This window comes from Alicyclobacillus sp. SO9, assembly GCF_016406125.1.
Lineage (GTDB): Bacteria > Bacillota > Bacilli > Alicyclobacillales > Alicyclobacillaceae > SO9.
Genome location: NZ_CP066339.1, coordinates 214,398 through 232,253 on the forward strand (window position 1 = coordinate 214,398; position 17,856 = coordinate 232,253).

12 protein-coding genes, 1 pseudogene and 1 riboswitch are annotated in these 17,856 nt (G+C 49.3%); of the genes and pseudogenes, 8 read left to right on the top strand and 5 right to left on the bottom strand.

What is annotated here, in order from left to right:
• Positions 1–49: 49 nt before the first annotated feature.
• Positions 50–1,633, bottom strand: a complete 1,584-nt coding sequence (locus GI364_RS00890) for a phospholipase C (protein ID WP_198851870.1) — start codon at positions 1,631–1,633, stop codon at positions 50–52.
• Between the two features lie 269 nt (positions 1,634–1,902).
• Between GI364_RS00890 and GI364_RS00895 the strand changes: the two genes are divergently transcribed.
• From GI364_RS00895 to GI364_RS00905, 3 genes are all read left to right on the top strand, one after another.
• Positions 1,903–2,769 carry an acetamidase/formamidase family protein gene (locus GI364_RS00895; RefSeq protein ID WP_198853793.1) on the top strand — a complete coding sequence of 289 codons (867 nt, stop codon included), beginning with the start codon at positions 1,903–1,905 and terminating at the stop codon, positions 2,767–2,769.
• A gap of 205 nt (positions 2,770–2,974) precedes the next feature.
• Positions 2,975–3,856 carry a proline iminopeptidase-family hydrolase gene (locus GI364_RS00900; protein ID WP_198851871.1) on the top strand — a complete coding sequence of 294 codons (882 nt, stop codon included), beginning with the start codon at positions 2,975–2,977 and terminating at the stop codon, positions 3,854–3,856.
• A gap of 205 nt (positions 3,857–4,061) precedes the next feature.
• Complete coding sequence (locus tag GI364_RS00905) at positions 4,062–4,514, top strand: SRPBCC family protein (RefSeq protein WP_198851872.1); 453 nt, start codon at positions 4,062–4,064, stop codon at positions 4,512–4,514.
• A 1,868-nt stretch (positions 4,515–6,382) separates the two neighbouring features.
• Here the strand turns inward: GI364_RS00905 and GI364_RS25265 are convergent.
• From GI364_RS25265 to GI364_RS00920, 3 genes and pseudogenes are all read right to left on the bottom strand, one after another.
• A pseudogene (locus GI364_RS25265) lies at positions 6,383–6,460 on the bottom strand (SEC-C metal-binding domain-containing protein); the annotation flags it as partial.
• 385 nt (positions 6,461–6,845) lie between these two features.
• Positions 6,846–8,309: a protoporphyrinogen oxidase gene (gene hemG / locus GI364_RS00915; RefSeq protein WP_198851873.1), complete on the bottom strand. Its 1,464-nt coding sequence runs from the start codon at positions 8,307–8,309 to the stop codon at positions 6,846–6,848.
• 187 nt (positions 8,310–8,496) lie between these two features.
• Positions 8,497–9,594, bottom strand: coding sequence for an LCP family glycopolymer transferase (locus GI364_RS00920; protein ID WP_198851874.1), 1,098 nt, complete (start codon positions 9,592–9,594; stop codon positions 8,497–8,499).
• Positions 9,595–9,972: 378 nt separating this feature from the next.
• Positions 9,973–10,104: riboswitch (cyclic di-AMP (ydaO/yuaA leader) on the top strand.
• A 307-nt stretch (positions 10,105–10,411) separates the two neighbouring features.
• Between GI364_RS00920 and GI364_RS00925 the strand changes: the two genes are divergently transcribed.
• The 3 genes from GI364_RS00925 to GI364_RS00935 all read left to right on the top strand — a co-directional run bounded on the left by GI364_RS00925 (position 10,412) and on the right by GI364_RS00935 (position 13,326).
• Positions 10,412–11,347, top strand: coding sequence for a glycine betaine ABC transporter substrate-binding protein (locus GI364_RS00925; RefSeq protein WP_198851875.1), 936 nt, complete (start codon positions 10,412–10,414; stop codon positions 11,345–11,347).
• A gap of 337 nt (positions 11,348–11,684) precedes the next feature.
• Positions 11,685–12,575 carry an RluA family pseudouridine synthase gene (locus GI364_RS00930; RefSeq protein WP_233095963.1) on the top strand — a complete coding sequence of 297 codons (891 nt, stop codon included), beginning with the start codon at positions 11,685–11,687 and terminating at the stop codon, positions 12,573–12,575.
• A 250-nt stretch (positions 12,576–12,825) separates the two neighbouring features.
• On the top strand, positions 12,826–13,326 hold the full coding sequence (locus GI364_RS00935) for a hypothetical protein (protein ID WP_198851876.1): 501 nt from the start codon (positions 12,826–12,828) through the stop codon (positions 13,324–13,326).
• Between the two features lie 1,070 nt (positions 13,327–14,396).
• Here GI364_RS00935 and GI364_RS00940 read toward each other — a convergent pair.
• Complete coding sequence (locus GI364_RS00940; RefSeq protein WP_198851877.1) at positions 14,397–14,909, bottom strand: hypothetical protein; 513 nt, start codon at positions 14,907–14,909, stop codon at positions 14,397–14,399.
• A gap of 242 nt (positions 14,910–15,151) precedes the next feature.
• Here GI364_RS00940 and GI364_RS00945 point away from each other — a divergent pair, with 242 nt between their 5' ends.
• Together GI364_RS00945 and GI364_RS00950 are read left to right on the top strand one after the other, a co-directional pair.
• Complete coding sequence (locus GI364_RS00945; protein WP_198851878.1) at positions 15,152–16,321, top strand: sensor histidine kinase; 1,170 nt, start codon at positions 15,152–15,154, stop codon at positions 16,319–16,321.
• A gap of 62 nt (positions 16,322–16,383) precedes the next feature.
• Positions 16,384–17,079, top strand: coding sequence for a response regulator (locus GI364_RS00950; RefSeq protein ID WP_198851879.1), 696 nt, complete (start codon positions 16,384–16,386; stop codon positions 17,077–17,079).
• Positions 17,080–17,856 lie beyond the last annotated feature (777 nt).

A 17,856-nucleotide genomic window follows, 5' to 3' on the forward strand; every position in this document is an offset into this window, starting at 1 on the left:
GCAACAATTGTTGCCTGCTCATCCTTCATGGTTGCCTGCTCATCCTTCGTTAGCGAACTTCTCTTCGCGGCATTTGTACACCGGCATCTGCATACAAAGACCGAAGCCAAGTGTAGAACTGACCGTACGCAGCATAAGGGTTTTCGGGTTCGCCGGTAGACGGACTTAAGAACAACTTGCGCTCATGCGGTCTTGAGAAATTGAACATATTGTCCAGTGTACCTGCGACTGAATCCATGGATGTACCGCCAATGCGGCCCAACTTCCAGTTGTTCTCGATGAACTTCGTAATCGAAGTCTGGTCTGTCAAGGTATTGTCTACGAAGTTCTTCTTTGCATATGGAGAGATGACCAACAACGGCAATCGCGGTCCATAGCCAAGACGGTTTGGATTGTGTGAGTTTGTGACAATCGGGGGCATAACGTGATCGTACCATCCATCTGAATCGTCATAGTTGATAATGACAGCTGTATTCTTCCACTGCGGGGACTGTTGCAGCCCATTAATTGTGTTGACAATCCACTGCTGTTCATCCAAAGGGCTGGAGACGCCAGCATGTCCAGACCACCCGGCAGGCGGCTTCAAAAAGCTCACCGACGGCAGGTTGCGAGATGCTACAGCAGTCCAAAAGTCTGTTAAATCATATTGATGATTGGCTTGGTCCGTGTGGCCAATCATCTCTGGAGAGGACGGGGGCAGGTGATTCGGGTTGGATGTTGATTTGTAGAACTGAAAGGGATCGGTGAAGGGCCATGCATAATCCTTCACAGAAGCACCAGCATAGTTCTTGTGGGTCTCGCTGGTGTTTCGGAATCCGCCAATAAACCATCCCCACGTAACACCTTTTGCATTCAGTAGATTACCGATGTTCTTTCCAGTCATTTCAGCGGTTTTGCCCGTCGATGCTTTGTCGAAGTAGGGGTTGATGTTACCAACCATCGTGTTGTTGACGATGGCTCCCTGCGGGTAACCCGGCTCACCAGGCTGCAATTGAACGGCTTTCCCAGTTGTGGAGTTCGAGCTGTAGACTTTCACGCCGGTTGTCTGGCCGGAAATGAGGTTCAGGTGTCCCGGAAGCGTGGGTCCCATCACGGTTCCAAAGGAATTGTCATTCATGGCGTAGTGTTGCGCATAATTCCACAAGCCTGTAACCGTGTTGCCGTCATAATAATCCATGACAAGTTTGTTGCCATGGCCAGTAGACGAAACAAACTTGTCCACTTTCCCGCCGTCATAGGCAGCTTGTTCAGCTTGATAGCTGTGATCCATATCCGCCGTAACCTCTTGGGAACGATTGAGACGCTGTGGATTCACGCCGTTCGGGTTGTGTGTGAGGAGGGGTCCTGACAACCCGTTCACGGTAGGTGTTCCCGGTGCTGCGTGGAACTGAGGCACACCTGGGGGATTCTTTGCATGAGGATAGGTTCCGAAGTAGTGATCAAAAGATATGTTCTCATCGAAAATTACCACTACGTGTTTGATAGGGGTCACTGTCTTGGCGTGAACATGCTCCGGAAACGGACTTGCAGATACGGTTCCTGCCGTCGTCATTAACAACAGTGATGCAATTGCAGAAGCACCAGTTACAACAGCCAACGGTCTTTGCTTCAGGTGACGCCATGCCTGGTTCATCTTCGTCCTCCTCTGGGGTATTTTGTCTATTTCGTACTATTTCGTTTATAAGGATAAATCGTTAAAATGAAATCACCGTAATAGAGGTGTTACAAAACATAATTTTGCGTAAAGACTTTGTAAATACCGTATATTTCGCTTGTTACATCTACTCAGAGTATTGCTAATATAATGGGAGTGGTGTGACGGTACAGAAACGGTATAATGCGTAAACTATAGGAGGGATCCCGTTGACCTTAACGGTACAAAAAGAACACATCGTCTATACTATGTCTCCCAACAATCAAGCTTCTCAAACCGTACCAACCGAACAGCCCGTGGTCTTTCAAACCTACGACTGTTTTGAGGACCAGATTCAGAACTCTGAACAGGATTTTGGCCGCCTCGATTGGGAGCGCATCAATCCTGCCACAGGGCCCGTATATGTAGAGGGTGCAGAACCCGGCGATTTGCTCGTTGTCCACATTCAGAACATTGATTTGGCCAACCAAGGCGTTATGACCACAGGCCCAGACCTGGGCGTCATGGGCAAGTCCCTGACCGAAAACGTCATTAAGATAGTCCCCGTTAAAGACGGTAAAGCACGCTTTGACGATGACCTGGAGATCCCGCTCAATCCCATGATTGGCGTGATTGGTACCGCGCCTGCACAGGGGCAGGTTCCATGTGGAACCCCGGGCGATCACGGCGGCAACATGGACTGCAAACGCATCACCGAGGGCGCCTACCTCATTCTTCCCGTCAATGTACCCGGAGCCCTGTTCGGCCTCGGTGACCTGCATGCCGCTATGGGCGACGGTGAAGTAGGTGTCAGCGGCATCGAAATTGCTGCGAATGTCACGGTAGAGTTCCACGTGCTAAAGGATAAGGAGTGGACAGCACCGATGATTGTCGACAGCGAGCGCATTATCACCATTGCCTCAGAGGACGATCTCGATGCCGCCGCCGAACGGGCCGTCTACAACATGGCCAAGTTTATGGAACTCGAGTTTGGCATGCCCAAAGCCGAATCCGCATTTCTCATGACCGCCCAGGCCAACTTGGCCATCTGCCAAATGGTCGATCCCAAAAAGACCGTACGCATGGAGCTTCCCCGCTGGATTGCCGAGAAGAAAGGATTCAAGTGGGACCTGTAGGAACTGCAAGCCACGCGCGATAAGCACGAAGAAGAAGGTACGAAGAAGAAGGTACGAAGAAGAAGGTACGAAGAAGAAGGTACGAAGAAGAAGGTACGAAGAAGAAGGTACGAAGAAGAAGGTACGAAGAAGGCACCGGTTGTTCTGACAACTGGTACCTTAGCACCTGAATCTGAATTATCACACCATAGGAGGAGACGAAGGTATGGGTAAATCACAGCTAGTTCCTATCAGCGGCGGGTTTCATGTCTGGACGCGCAAGATTGGGGACAGTCCCGTGAAGATGCTGATCTTGCATGGGGGACCGGGATCGAGCCATGAATACCTGGAGATTTTCGAAGACTACCTCCCGCCGGAGGGTGTGGAAATCTACTTCTACGATCAACTCGGCTCATACTACTCGGACCAACCAGACGACCTCTCGTTGTGGAATGTGGAGCGCTTCCGCGAAGAAGTAGAAGAAGTTCGAAACTACTTGGGGCTGGAGAACTTTTATCTGTGCGGCCAGTCCTGGGGCGGCATGCTGGCCATGGAATACGCACTGAAGTATCAAGACGCACTCAAAGGACTCATCATCTCCAATATGACAGCCAGCATTCCGTCCTATGTGAAGCATATCAACGCGTTGCGCGATGCACTTCCGGCTCATCTCGTTGCCACCATGAAACGCTACGAAGCCGCCGAGGACTATGAGGCGCCGGAGTATCAGAAGTTGATGGACGAGCACTTGAACAACAAGCATATCTGCCGGCTCGATCCTTGGCCCGACGCCGTCGTCCGCGGGTTCACACACATGAACCCAGCCGTCTACAACACAATGCAGGGCCCCAATGAGTTTTTGGTAACGGGATCGTTTAAGGACTGGGACAGGTGGGACGATATCCACAACATTCAAGTGCCCACCCTGCTGTTGGTCGGAAGGCACGACAGTATGGATCCCGCTGACATCGAGGAAATGGGCCGCCGCATCCCCGATTCCCGCGTCGGCATTTGTGAAACCGGCAGCCATTTGGCCATGTGGGACGACAGCGAGACTTACTTCGGCTTCATTCGCGACTTTGTCGATGAACTGGAGAAGAAGCACTAAGGCAGGGATTGAGGCAGGGATTGAGGCAGGGATTGAGGTAGGGAGCTAAGAGTCACGGCAACTCGTCACAATTTCCTGGTTCTGATTTCGGCGCAACGACCGTACACTCATAAAGGATTTGAAGGGGACGCAGCAGGTTTGTTAGATGGTCTCCTGTTGCCTCCCCTTTCAAATCACAAGCTCTCTACAGCAGGAGGTTATGTGTATGGCGTGGGAGCAGGGCGAAGTCAGTGTACTGATAAACAGGCCTGTGGACGAAGTATTTGCCTATGCAGAGAACGTCGAAAAACTCACCCATTGGGCTGGCGTGGAAGAGGCCACAATAACTTCAGGGAAACCTCATGAACTTGGCAGTCGCTTGAAAATAGTTACAAACATCATGGGAAAGAGAATGGAAGCTGATTCTGAACTCGTGGAATTTGAACGAAATCGAAGAAGTACATACAGGAACGAAAAGCCCTTTCCATCTGAAATCACCATGATTTATGAGGACTATTCGGGCAAGACGAAGGTTACCCGCCGTGTTGCTGGTAGTCCCAACGGGGCCTTCCGCGCTGCATATCCATTTATAAAAAAGAAAATCTTTAAGGAAGCCACGAAAATGATGGATAACCTAAAGGAAGCCTTGGAGCGGCGTGTGTCGGCGCAGAGCGTCTGAGATTTAAAGCGTCTGTGAGGGCCGGAATTGTATGGTTACGGAATTTGAGACGGCCCATTTAAATAGTGATCGCAAGGATCCCTATTCATTGGCGAGCATGGTGATAGGGATCAATGGGATCCTTAAGCGCCCGCCGCGCCCCCGAGCCCCCGAGTCCCAGCCGCCGCGAACGAACTCAGGTAGACTTTGGAGCCAACATCAGCGTCTCAAAAGTCAGCCCATTCTACGGACTGAACTGTCTTTCAATGAATAAAGGAACTTTTCTACTTATCCTCTTCGTTCAATACCGTTTATCACGGGGGCTTCTCTGCCGGAGCTGCCAGGAGCGGGGTTGCGGTCCGGTTAGTGCCTGGAAAGATCCCTATTGGCCGAAGGGGATCGCGATTGTGATCCCAATGATCCCTATCGTCCCCGCGCCCACGACAGTAGTGATCCGAATGATCACTACTGTCGGGAGAGCCGCCCCGGTACGTGGGGGATAAGGAGCAACGGGATCCCTATTTGAGACGGCCCATTTAAATAGTGATCGCAACGATCCCTATCCATTGGTGAGCATGGTGATAGGGATCAATGGGATCCTTAAGCGCCCGCCGCGCCCCCGAGCCCGAGAGCCCACACCCGAACGTGATCACCAATCGCTACAATCCGGCAGGATGCTACTTACCGGCACTGTCCAGCATCCTCAGTCTGTCTTCAATTGCATCTCGCTCGTCCGTCACGCTGCTGAGGCCGCGAGTGTAGATGGACCGGGATTTGGCGACATCTACAACACCTCTGTCTTTCCAGAACTCTGGGCTGTACTCGTCTCCCCACCCGATGTACGACCAGGCGTCATTGGGGAAGTCGCGAATGAGACGTTCGTAGACCGCATCGCCCTCATCCAGACGCTTTAGCAGGAATAGTGTCTCTCCTTCGGCTTGGCGAATTTGAAAGAGGAATTCGTCGCCCGATCCCGTTAAGCTCTGGTAAACTTCACACACATACTCCAGTCTTTTTTCTGCCCAACTGTTATCGCGAGCGGCTTGATTCCCGAGCACCATCTCTAAATCCAGCAGCCAATCGGCAATCTGCGTTTTTGTCATCCCGCCTTCTGGATAACTGTCACTGTCATCTGCGTAGGAGTAAGGTTCTTCGTTAGTTGCATTCACCTTGGCAGATACCACGCCTACACCCATAGCTCTTATAAAATCCTCGTCCAGTTGCTGCACAGAGTTGTACCCTTTGTCTTTGGCGTAGTCGCGCAAAGTCGGCCACCATGGAAGCCAGGTTTTCGCAGCCGCTAGTTCCGGTCCATCTGATTTGGTCCTTTCCAGCCGTGTCACGGAGGATTCGTCTGTCGTCTCCAGCTTTGCGTATCCCTCTGCTATAGCATCAGTCAGTTCATCATAACGGAACACATCTGGACACAGCGTATCCCACAGCAACTTGGTAAGGGCAGTAACTTCATCCTCATCAGCTTGCTTGTTGAGCTTCCATCCCTTTGCCAGTTTTCGATAAGACCGGGCCTTGGCTGCCAATCCTCTAAATTGGTCCACTTGTATCCGTACACCTTGTTGAGACAATGCTTTAGAGAGATCGGAGGATGATGAGTCTTTCCATTTCTCAATATAAGAATCAATTCTCCTGGCCTTATCGCGTTTTGCTCCCCGAATCGCCTTGTCCAACAACCGTTCATCGCGTGTTGTGATTGACTCGGATAGAGAAGATCGGGGCCTGGATGGCGTATTCGCAAACACTGCCTTATCGCTAGAGCTTTTCTCATTCCTGTTTTTGCTGCGAGCTTGGTTACTGTCTTTGTTATTGCCGTTGTTATTGTTATTGCCTTTGTTATTGCCTTTGTTATTGCCTCTATCGACACCAGACTGGAATTCTGGCTTGTCCATACAGCACTTTTTAAACTTCTTTCCGCTCCCGCAGGGGCATGGGTCATTTCGACCGATTTTCATTTTCACATCTCATTCCTCCAACCCGGGTTCCTATTCATCAAGCTATATCTGACGGATATATACAACCCTATTTTCGTTTTCACTACCAACACAAACTCTAGTATGAGGAGCAGTGGGCCAAGCCAAACGGTAAAGGTACAAATCAGTTGCTTTATTTGGAACTAGGAGAACATATATGAAACAGGATGGCAGATTGCCATCCTGTTGAGATGCTTCGGGCTGCGGCTCTTCGATGTGGCTCTTCGATGTACCTCTTTGATGTACCTCTTTGATGAGACTCTTTGATGCGGTTCTTTGATGCGGTTCTCTGATGTGACTGTTTCATTGCTTTGTAGTGCTGGTGTTGTGCAGTGCTTGTTTGCTAGTTGCGCAATCGGGGAAAGTCTTACTTTCCCACTGCACCCTGGGTCGTGGGGGTTCTGTTGAAGGCCACGACTGTATTATCCATGCATTCGCGCATGGCTTCACGGCCTTGGCGGATGCAGTCAGGAATCCCCATTCCGTTGTAGCCGGCGCCTGCTAAATACATTCCGGGGACATCTTGGGCTAATTGCCGCCGCAGTTTTGCGAGTTTTTCGCCGTGTCCGACTAGGTATTGAGGCATGGCGTGGGGCCATCTATCAACTTTGGACCAAACGGGATTTACTGTGAAGCCGAAGTATTCTCGCATTTTCTCGTCTACGTGCTTGATGATGGCTTTATCACTCTTTGCCATTCCGCGGTGTTCACCGTCACGGCCCACGTACCCGCGTACAATAATATTGCCGTTATGGGAAGAGTGGGACCATTTGCTTGAAACGACTGTACATGCGGTCAAAATTGTGTCTTCACCCCTGGGTACAAGAAAACCTGTATAGGGCAGTTCCATTTCGGATTCCTTGACGGGATACACGAGGCTCACAGCAGCTGTAGAAACATACGGAATTTGCTGCAGCCACTCGTAAATGGGTTGTGATGGAGCGGGAATGAGACGTTTCGCGGCGAAGGCGGGAACGCACAATAAGACTGAGTCGGCGTCCAATTTCTCTTTGTTTCCTGCGTCATCTCGATGATAGAGACGGAATTTACCCGTCTGGGTCCGTTCAATATTTGTCACGCTAGCATTTGTGCGCAAGGTGACGTCTGCCTGCAGTGTATCTACCAAGGTGTCTATTAACTGCTGTAATCCGTGCTTTAGAGATACAAAAGCAGGTTTCTTTGCTGCTGTTGAGGCTGCACTGGCTTTTCCCTGTTTCAGCATTGCGCGAATGAGGCTGCGATTGTCCTGTTCCATCTTCTTTAGGTAGGGAGCAACTGTGTTCAGGCTGAGCCTGTCAACACTGCCTGCGTGAATACCGGCCAGCATGGGTTCAGCGAGGATATCGACCAAATCATTGCCAATTCTTCTACGGAGCATTTTCCCGATGGTTTTATCTTCCTCATCTTTGTCACGCGGCAATAGAAAGTCCCACAATCCGCGGAGCTTTCCGGACAGTGGAATCAGTGAGTTGAATGCAAAACTGCGAATATTCGTCGGCAGACCAAAGGTCATGCCAGGCGGCAACGGAAACAAATTCCCGCGGCGCAGTATACCAGTCTTCATTTCTGTAGGAGAGTAGACAACATCGGATTCAAGACCGAGTTCTCTAATTAACTCCATTCCACCCTGCTTTTTTGTGTAAATGGAGTCTGGACCAGCCTCAATGACAAAATCGTCAGTCTCATGAGACTTGATTTTGCCGCCGAACCGATGACTCTGTTCCAGGACAGTTACCCGAACCGGTCTGTTTTCCTTTTTCGCACGTGACACGGCTTCATAGGCTGCAGCCAACCCAGTGATGCCGCCGCCTACAATTACGATGTTTTTCATTACCTTATCCCATCCCCGTTAACAATAGCAGTTAATGTAGTTTTCATCTTCCGCCCGAAAAATACCCTGAGTACTTCTCCGCATTATAATTCTCCATTACAAGAGTATATCACTTCCTATAATAACCACAACGGTTGAGAGGAAAAAAACGGGACTTATTTTTGCTATAGAGGAAAATTTTCATAATTTAGTGGGAAAAGTATTGTTTTACCACCCGCTTGAGTTGGCCTTTGTTGAGGACAATCTCATCGTTTTTTGCCTGAAGAATGGCATCATAGATGAGTTCGTTTTTACCTTTCACTTGGCGGTAATGAATCTGTGTTGTGGGGTGGAAGTCAGACTTTACGCCCATGGCCAGGCTGAGCATATCCTGAGAAGTCATATTTGTCGCCATGAGAAACTTAGGGAGCGTTCTGGCAAGAGAAGGGAGTTTGGGAATGTTTTTAGGTTTGAGCATGTCCTTTGCAATGCCAATTAGCGCCTGTTCCTGCAGCTTTTGGCGTCCGTAGTCTGTGCCTGGCACTCCATCGCGGATATGTACCAGTTCTGTGACCATGCGTCCGTTTAGAAAATGCATTCCCTTTGTAATCACCTTGCCGTTGTCCTTCGGATACCAGGCGTGATTGATGGTCACTTTAAATGGAACATACATGTTAATGCCGCCAATGGCGTTCACCATGTCCTGAAGCCCCCAGTAATCTGTTTCAGCATAGAAGTTGATGGGGACGCCTGTTAAGTTGGAGATGGTTTTGACCGCGTCGATAATGCCTTGTTTGGTTCCGTGTTTGACTTGGTCCATAAATTGGACGCTGGTGAGCTTTGTGTAGCCGTAACCGGGATCGTAGACACGTGTATCGCGAGGAAGACTGAGGATATTATACGTATGGGTGTTCAAGTTGACGTGAATTAACAGCATCGAGTCTGAATGACTAAACTTGTTGCCCGGCCGTGCATCAGACCCAATCAAGAGCATGTTAAACACGGCTTTCTGTTCCTTTGGTACTTGAAATGTGCTGCTTGTACTGTTGCTGCTTCGGGTTGAATTACTAGTTTGCCCAATAACCTTTAAATTTTGAAAGTGATGACTTGGCATTAACTGATAGTATTCGTATCCGCCTGCCCCCATTCCCGCGACTACCAGTACTGCCAATCCTATAAGTGAATTTCGCAGGATTCTGTGCTTTGCAAACCACTGGGGCGTTTCGCCAGCGTTTGAGCGATTTTCAGAGGCTGGATTCTTGCTGCTGTTGGTATTTTTCTGCTTTGAATCTTTGTTTTTCTTCATACCAGAAGCTCCTTTAATCCCCTTTTTCACACAAGTCCTCGCCACAATCTCTGCAGGTCAGTTCACACATATCGGACACAATATTTGACACATTGTGAATAAAATCGACTTTAATTTTCATACTTTAAACCCTCAACTTCAAGAAATTCTCATGAGTGCTCGTTCTGACTACCATACCTATCATTATGTCAACTTTTCTTTTGATTTATCCATGAAATATGTTATGATGAGATCGTGCGCAAATCCTCGGTAGTGTCAAACCATCTTCTTGTCAGTAGACACAAGTAGAAATACATGGCCTTGGTTGGGATTATTTAGAACGTTGCGCTTGGGGCTATGTTGAAGATTGTATCTAGTTTAGCAATCCCACTTAAAACTAAATTCTTTGTGCTGAGTTCCCGAACAGGGAAGCGGGGGAACCATTATAGGGGTGAGTTCAGATGAATTCTGATAAGGCCGCTCTGAGCCTGAACCCGACAGCTAACTTCGTAAGCACAGCAGAGGATGAGACATATGGATGATGGAAGGGTGAGTCTCCACACCTGGCAGGTCATGGTGTGAGATGATAAGCCGTTCTATAAGTACGTTGTGTCGGTATGATGCCAACGCACTTCGTCAAGCCATGTCTCAGTGATAAGGATTCTGTGTTAAAACATTTCCCTTATAGATTTGCTGTGGTTCAAAAGTTAGGATAGATTTTGCCCCCCGTCACAAAGTGTGAAGGGGGTCTTTATTTTCATATACGTATAGGCGAGATTCTAGACGCAGTACTCAATACACTCAATACAAAATTATGTACAGAAACAGGGGGACATAAATGAATAAGAAAAAATTTGCAATGTCATTGTCGGCGGTTGCTGCACTTGGCGCGATTTTAACCGGATGCGGGACGGCAAACAGCACGTCTGGCGGGGGAAACAGCAGCGGTAACACTTCGAGTCAAAACTCAACTGCGACCGGTGCCTCAAAAGGCAGCAAGACGATTACAATTGGCTGGATTCCTTGGACAGAAGACGTAGCCAACACTCACCTGTGGAAAGTCATTCTTGAACAAAAGGGTTACAAAGTGAATACGCCAGAGTTGGATGTTGGACCGTTGCTTCTCGGTATGTCTAAAAACAGCGTGAATTTCTTTATGGACCTGTGGATGCCCGCAGAGCAGCCGAATGTGAAAAAGTATCAGTCGAAATTGGTCGCATTGAAAAATTGGTACAAAGGTGAGTCCAGCACGGGCATTGCCGTACCGAGTTACATGAAGAACATCAATACGCCGGCAGACCTGAACAAACACGCCAAGGAATTTCAAAATAGAATTGTCGGCATCGATCCCGGTGCTATTGAAGAAAAACACACCCACCAGTTTGTAAAGACTTATCACTTGACGAATATTCATGTGCAGGACAGCAGTACAACAGCCATGATAACTGCAGTTAAACGTGCCTACGATCAGCACAAGCCAGTGGCCGTAGTCATGTGGACACCAATGTGGCCCTTTACCAAATACCATCTCAAATATCTGAAGGATCCCAAACACATTGTTGCAGAGAAGACGCCAAACAAGTTACTGATTGAAGCCAATAAGACCTGGGTGAAAAACAATCCGAAGGTGGCTGGCTGGTTGAAGAACTTCAGCTTGACAGCAAAGCAGCTTTCGTCACTTGAAGAAGATATGAGAAACAGTTCCAGCAAAGATGCTGCAGCGAAAAAATGGATTAAGGCTAATCAGTCTCTGGTGGACAGCTGGCTCAAGTAAGCTGATGAGCTTTATCAATCTCATTGCAGTACTGCATACCGCTTTTTTAGTCCAGGATGGGCTTCACATCATCCTGGGCTTTTTTAGTTCAGATTTTCAGTACCCCAAGGTACGAAGTGCGCTTGCGGCGTCGGCCAAATACCTTTGGCAAGGTCACCTGGAGACAAAGCCCGCCTCTGCAGTGAAAGTGGCAAACCACCAACATACGTCTAAAAGAGGGCTTGTTATAATGGACACAAGAGGCCACAATACAATCCAGAGCAACAAAGTAGTCAGCCATTGACGCTTCAAGGCAGTCTTGTACCCATATGTTTATATCCGATTTGGAGGAATTTCATTGCAAAAGCAGCCTGTATTTAGTGTGAGAGAAGAAATGCAGCTTCTCCCATTTCTTTTGGAAAAGTACCCCGGAAAGGGACGCAATAAGGTGAAGTCGTTATTGACCAGAGGACAGGTTATGGTCGGAAATCGTGTTGTTACAAGGCACGATCACCTGTTGGGTGCAGGGGATAAAGTGACGATTCTACAAACGGGATCGGTCAAACAAAGAGAGTTAATGGCAGGCATAAAAATCGTTTACGAGGACGAATTTTTGCTGGTCGTTGATAAACCTCCTGGACTACTGTCCATGGCAACCGACGAGGAAAAGGAACGGACAGCTTACCGGATTCTTAATGAGTATGTTCAGGGACACAATGGAGGGGCACGCATTTTCATTGTTCATCGGCTGGACCGGGACACTTCTGGGCTGATGATGTTTGCCAAGACTGCAGCCGTGAAAAATCAGCTTCAAGATAACTGGAAAGACATCATTTTGGAACGGTCCTACATGGCACTCGTGGAAGGTGAAGTGAAAGAAAAACAGGGAACTATCAAGACGTGGCTGAAAGAGTCGTCTACAAAGACCATGTATGTAAGCAGACCTGGAGAAGGTGTCATCGCAATTACCCACTATGTGGTTGTCGAGCAAACACCTGAGTATTCTTTGTTGGCTGTGCAGCTAGAGACGGGCAGGAAAAATCAAATTCGCGTACACATGCAGAGCATTGGACACAGCGTCGTGGGAGACAAACGATACGGATCAAAAAGAAACCCCCTTGAAAGGCTCGGGCTCCATGCACAAGTCCTGGCTTTTAAGCACCCAATTAGCGGGGAAACCCTTCGGTTTGAAACAAAGATTCCGAAGCGATTCAAGAGCCTATTCCCTGTGAACAAGCCCCCAGTCTGATGTAGTCCGGTCTGATGTAGTCTGGTCGGGATTAGTCCGGTCTGAGTTAGGCCCGCTCTGAGTTAGCCTGGTCTGATGTGTGCGAACCGGGATTTCTCTAAAACGGTATGTATGACCCAAGAGATGAATAATATGGGTGAAGGATAATCCAGATTGATGCCGAAGTGGTATCTCCGGATGTCATTTTATTGCACTTTTGTGAATTTGCTGTGTGTCATCCAAATCGAATCTTCTTGAAAGGAGTACCTGAATGCAAACCAACCCTATGCCGCCCCCACCGTTTCACATGGCAAATGGTGTACTTGGCGCCCTTCTTGCCGCGTATTTCACTATCATCTTCGTATTCAGTCTTGCTCTCTATATTGCGTACGTCATACCAATTTGGAAGTTGTACAAGAAAGCAGGGCAAGAGCATCCTTGGCTTGCCTTTATACCCATTGCGCAATACTGGCCCTTTTTCTGGACAATCAGGAAGAGTGCGTGGAATATTCTATGGTTCCTACTCCCCGTAGCTGCACTCATCGTGCTACACCCGCTTCATGTAGTCGGAATCGTCATTGCCATTTTGGCTGATATTGCTGTTTTTGTGCTGGAAATTACGTGGGCAGCCGCGTTTTTGCGCGCTTTTAACATGTCGCCGTATTGGCTGTTCTTGCTCCTCTTGCTGGTGATTCCACCCATTGGCGTCTTGGCCATTGTGATTTTGTTGTACATTATGGCATTCAGCGATGACTATCAGTATCAGTTGTAAGTTGATTTGAGACGAAATTCATCGCATCCGCTGGACAGCTGCAATTCAGTTTACAGGCAGCAGCGAAAATCCTTGCCCTGTACGGAATTTTGTACAGGGCATTTTAACGGCCTGGTTTCGATTGTGAAATAGAGGTGGCGTACGCTTTTGGGGGCGTACGCTTAAGGATCCTTTTGCTCCCTATTACGATGCGGGCCAGCCAATAGTGATCGATGCGATCACTATCACCAGCCGGCTTCTACAATAGGGATCCCGTTGCGCCTTATTACCTACGCTCCACCTTGCCCCTCTCCGCGGTAGTGATCATTTCGCTCCCTAATGTCTCGGGTGGGGTGGCAATAGGGATCATTGGGATCACAATTGCATCGCTCTTTGCCAAATAGGGATCATTCGAGGCACTAATCGGCTCGCTGACGGAGCCGGGGCCCGCCCTTCAGGCACTAATCGGCTCGCCGACGGAGCCCGGGCCCATCCCGTCAGCCATTCCGTCAGCATCAGACAGCGCGATCGACGAAGAAGATAAGCGGAAAAGTTCCCTTTATACGACTTATACGACCGGATTCCCATTGCACACCATAATATGATGAATTTGGTTCAAAATAGGATGGTACCACTCATGCAGGATCCCGGTTCAAACCACTGCGTTCGCAATCATCCACTCGCTTAAGGATCCTTTTGCTCCCTATTACGATGCGCACCAAGCGATTAGGATCATCGCGATCACTATCCGGATAGGCCGCCTGAAATAGGGATCCCGTCGCTCACTATTACCAAGGTCCCACTGTGCGCCTCCCATATTAGTGCCCATTTATGACACTAAGTTCTGGCGTAAGTTGCATTAGGGATCATCGCGATCACAATCGCATCAGCACTTCGACGAATAGGGATCTTTCCAGTCACTAACTGCCTTACCGCCTTACCGCCTTACTGCTCCACTGCCCCAGCCTGGCAGCGTCATCAGCATCCAGTTGAACCACTGCACTAACCCCCGTTTGTTGCATTACACGGATATTGAAGCAGAAATGAACCTCAACCCAAACAGAATTATCAGTTCTTATGTGGTAGACGATTTACTTCTGATATTCCATTAAGTTCCGTGATAGGAGTCTCACCCGAATAATAATTGCCACACTCCTTACCAAAACCATGGTGGCTGTCAGAAAAATAAAGGATGGGGCAATAATATTCGGAATACTTATCTCATGCTTAATCGCAAAATGCATCGTCTGAAGCCCGTGGTGAGTCATCCACTCAATTGGGATAATACGCATAAGGAAGGCGAACAATAGAACTGCAACGCCCCCCATCCCAAGGTGTAGGTATATTCCCCCATCATCTTGAACTATTTTCGTTAATATAGACCAAATCACTCCAAGGATTGCACCCATCAGGATAAAGGCGATTAGGGCAATGAGATTATTTCCGTTTGTTGGAATGCCCTTGATATACTTAAATGCAAAGTACGACAACACGGCTATTGGAATCAAGAATCGTCTTGTAATACTGTACTTCTTTCTACCGTACGACGCGGTTACGAGAACTACGAAAAGAACAACCATCTCAATCCATGTTGAAGTGGTCACGAGAGGTACCTCCTTTATTGTGGGAGCTGTGATAGCGTCCTCGTACAGAAGTGTAACCCGCACGACCTGTCGAAAACCTGTGGCATCGGTCACGAATGTGGGCCTAGTTCTGGTGCTAGTTAACGTGACCAGAGTCATGGGTCTGTGGGGCAAACCCATGACTCTAAACACTGGCATGCGGGAAGAAAAGTGAGATATGATGTAGAAAAGTAGGTACATCTCTCGAAATCGGTGGGTATACCATGACAAGAAAGCAAGAACAGACCATTGATACGCGACCACTCTCATTTGGATGGTTCCTTCGAGGTGCTGCTTATTGTGTTGGCGGTGCCGGATATCTCTTCGGACTCTTTTTGGAACGACATACGCTATTTAGCCTTTTGCTTCTTACAGTAACCTATGGTAGCTGGATTTTGATTTATCATGCCGGAAGAAGGCGCTCCCATCCCGCGTGGGTCATTGCCTTGTCGTGTCTAGCTTGTGCCTCTTTATTCGTCCCCACCCAGGCCAGCAATGTCTATTGGCTCCCGATTTTGCCATCAATGACCGCTTGCGTGACGGCGAAAGCTAAACCACGATTGTTCGTTCTACTGACTGCAGGTACACTCTGGCTCGCCACAGCCATCGCGTTGACCCTTGTAACCGGGCAGTTGGATTTTGGCAGCCAAGTGATTCTCCTAATCTCCTTTGCCTCCAACTGGGGCTTGGCTGCGTCCATTAGCAAACTCATGGCGGCCCATGTACAACTTCACGAGTATAGCGCTCAAATTGAGGAACTCTCGGTCGTCCGCGAGCGCAATCGGATTGCCCGTGATATCCATGATACTCTCGGCCACTCGCTGACATCGCTAGCCGTCCAGCTCGAAACAGCGATGCAGCTCGAAGTGCGCGGCGATAGCCGTCTGCATGAGGAATTGCTGGCGGCGCGTCAGGTGACAAAAGCTTGTCTACGAGAAGTCCGTCACTCCGTCGAAGCACTCCGACCCGGAGATGTCGACGCGCGCTCACTGCACGAGCAATTGCGTAGTCTGGTGTTACAATTTGAAACCACCTGCCCTCAGACGAAGATCACCCTGGATTTCGATGAGTATACGCACCCTGCGGATCCAGAAGTGGGAGTGGCACTGTATCGCTGTGCGCAGGAGGCACTGACGAATATTCGCAAACATGCGAACGCAACGAAGGTGCTGCTGCGTCTTTCAACGAGTGGTGGACGAAAGGATCATGTAGAACTGACCGTACTGGACAATGGCCGCGGGTCCACGCCTACGGACGAACACTCAGTGTCCGGGTTCGGATTGCTGGGCATGGGTGAGCGCATTACACCGCTAGGCGGCACATTGCGGGCCGGTCCTGAATCCGGACACGGATGGCGCGTCGAAGCGGTACTACCACGGAACATTCGAGAGTAAGCAGCTGTCATTGCAAAAGAGTACACAAAGGAGTACACATAGATTTGGAGGAAGGTCTAGTCGTGGAAGAGCCTATCCGCGTGATGATTGTCGATGATCAGCGCCTGCTGCGCGAAGGTTTTCGCAAGCTGATTGAGCTGGAACCCAATCTGGAGGTGAGCGGCGTCGCTGGGAACGGCGAGGAAGCACTGAGAACGGTCGAAAACCTCCAAGCAGATGGAATCGCCCCTGATGTTGTACTGATGGATGTGCGCATGCCGCATATGGATGGTATTGCCGCGACACGGGTCTTCAGAGAGCGTTGGCCCGAGATCCGCATTGTTATCCTTACTACATTTGACGATAGGGAACTTATCCAGGCTGGTTTACAAGCTGGAGCGCTGGGCTATGTGCTTAAAGATATCACTGCGGACCAGCTCGCAACGGCGATTCAAGTGGTGGCACAAGGCCAGGTCCTCCTGCATCCTAGCGTCGCAAGCAAGGTTGTTGCCTCGTTTTCTTCTACATCCACCGAGTCTACGGTAACCAATGCGGTCACCGGGGAATCCGTCGATGGGAGCGAAGTAGCTTCACTGACGGAACGCGAACGGGAGATTCTTGCCTTGCTGGCAGGTGGAGCCTCCAATCGCGAGATCAGTGAGAATCTCTACATAGCGAGTGGTACCGTTAAGAATCACATGAGTAATATCCTGAGTAAGTTAGGTGTGCGCGATCGGACACAGGCAGCCTTGAAAGCAAAGGAACTTGGCTTATTGTAACAAAAACTCGTTGACAAAGGAGACCTTCTGCCGAAAGGCTCCTTACGTTCAATGTGGCAATCACTTTCTGGGGAGCTCGCTTAAGGGGGGGTTCGCTTAAGGGGTGGGGGAGTTCGCTTAAGGATCCTTTTGCTCCCTATTACGATGCGGGCCAGCCAATAGTGATCGATGCGATCACTATCACCAGCCGGCTTCTACAATAGGGATCCCGTTGCGCCTTATTACCTACGCTCCACCTTGCCCCTCTCTGCGGTAGTGATCATTTCGCTCCCTAATGTCTCGGGTGGGGTGGCAATAGGGATCATTGGGATCACAATTGCATCGCCCTTTGCCAAATAGGGATCATTCGAGGCACTAATCGGCTCGACGACGGAGCCGGGGCCCGCCCTTCAGGCACTAACTGGCTCGCTGCCGGAGCCCGGGCCCATCCCGGCAGCCATTCCGTCAGCATCAGACGGCGCGATCGACGAAGAAGATACGCGGTAAAGTTCCTTTTATACGACTTATACCACCGGATTCCCATTGCGCACCATAATATGATGAATTTGGTTCAAAATAAGATGGTACCACTCATGCAGGATCCCGGTTCAAACCACTGCGTTCGCAATCATCCACTCGCTTAAGGATCCTTTTGCTCCCTATCACGATGCTCACCAAGGGATTAGGATCATCGCGATCACTATTCCAATAGGCCGCCTGAAAATAGGGATCCCGTCGCTCACTATTCCCAACGTCCCACCGTGTGCATCCCCATGTTAGTGCCCATTTATGACACTA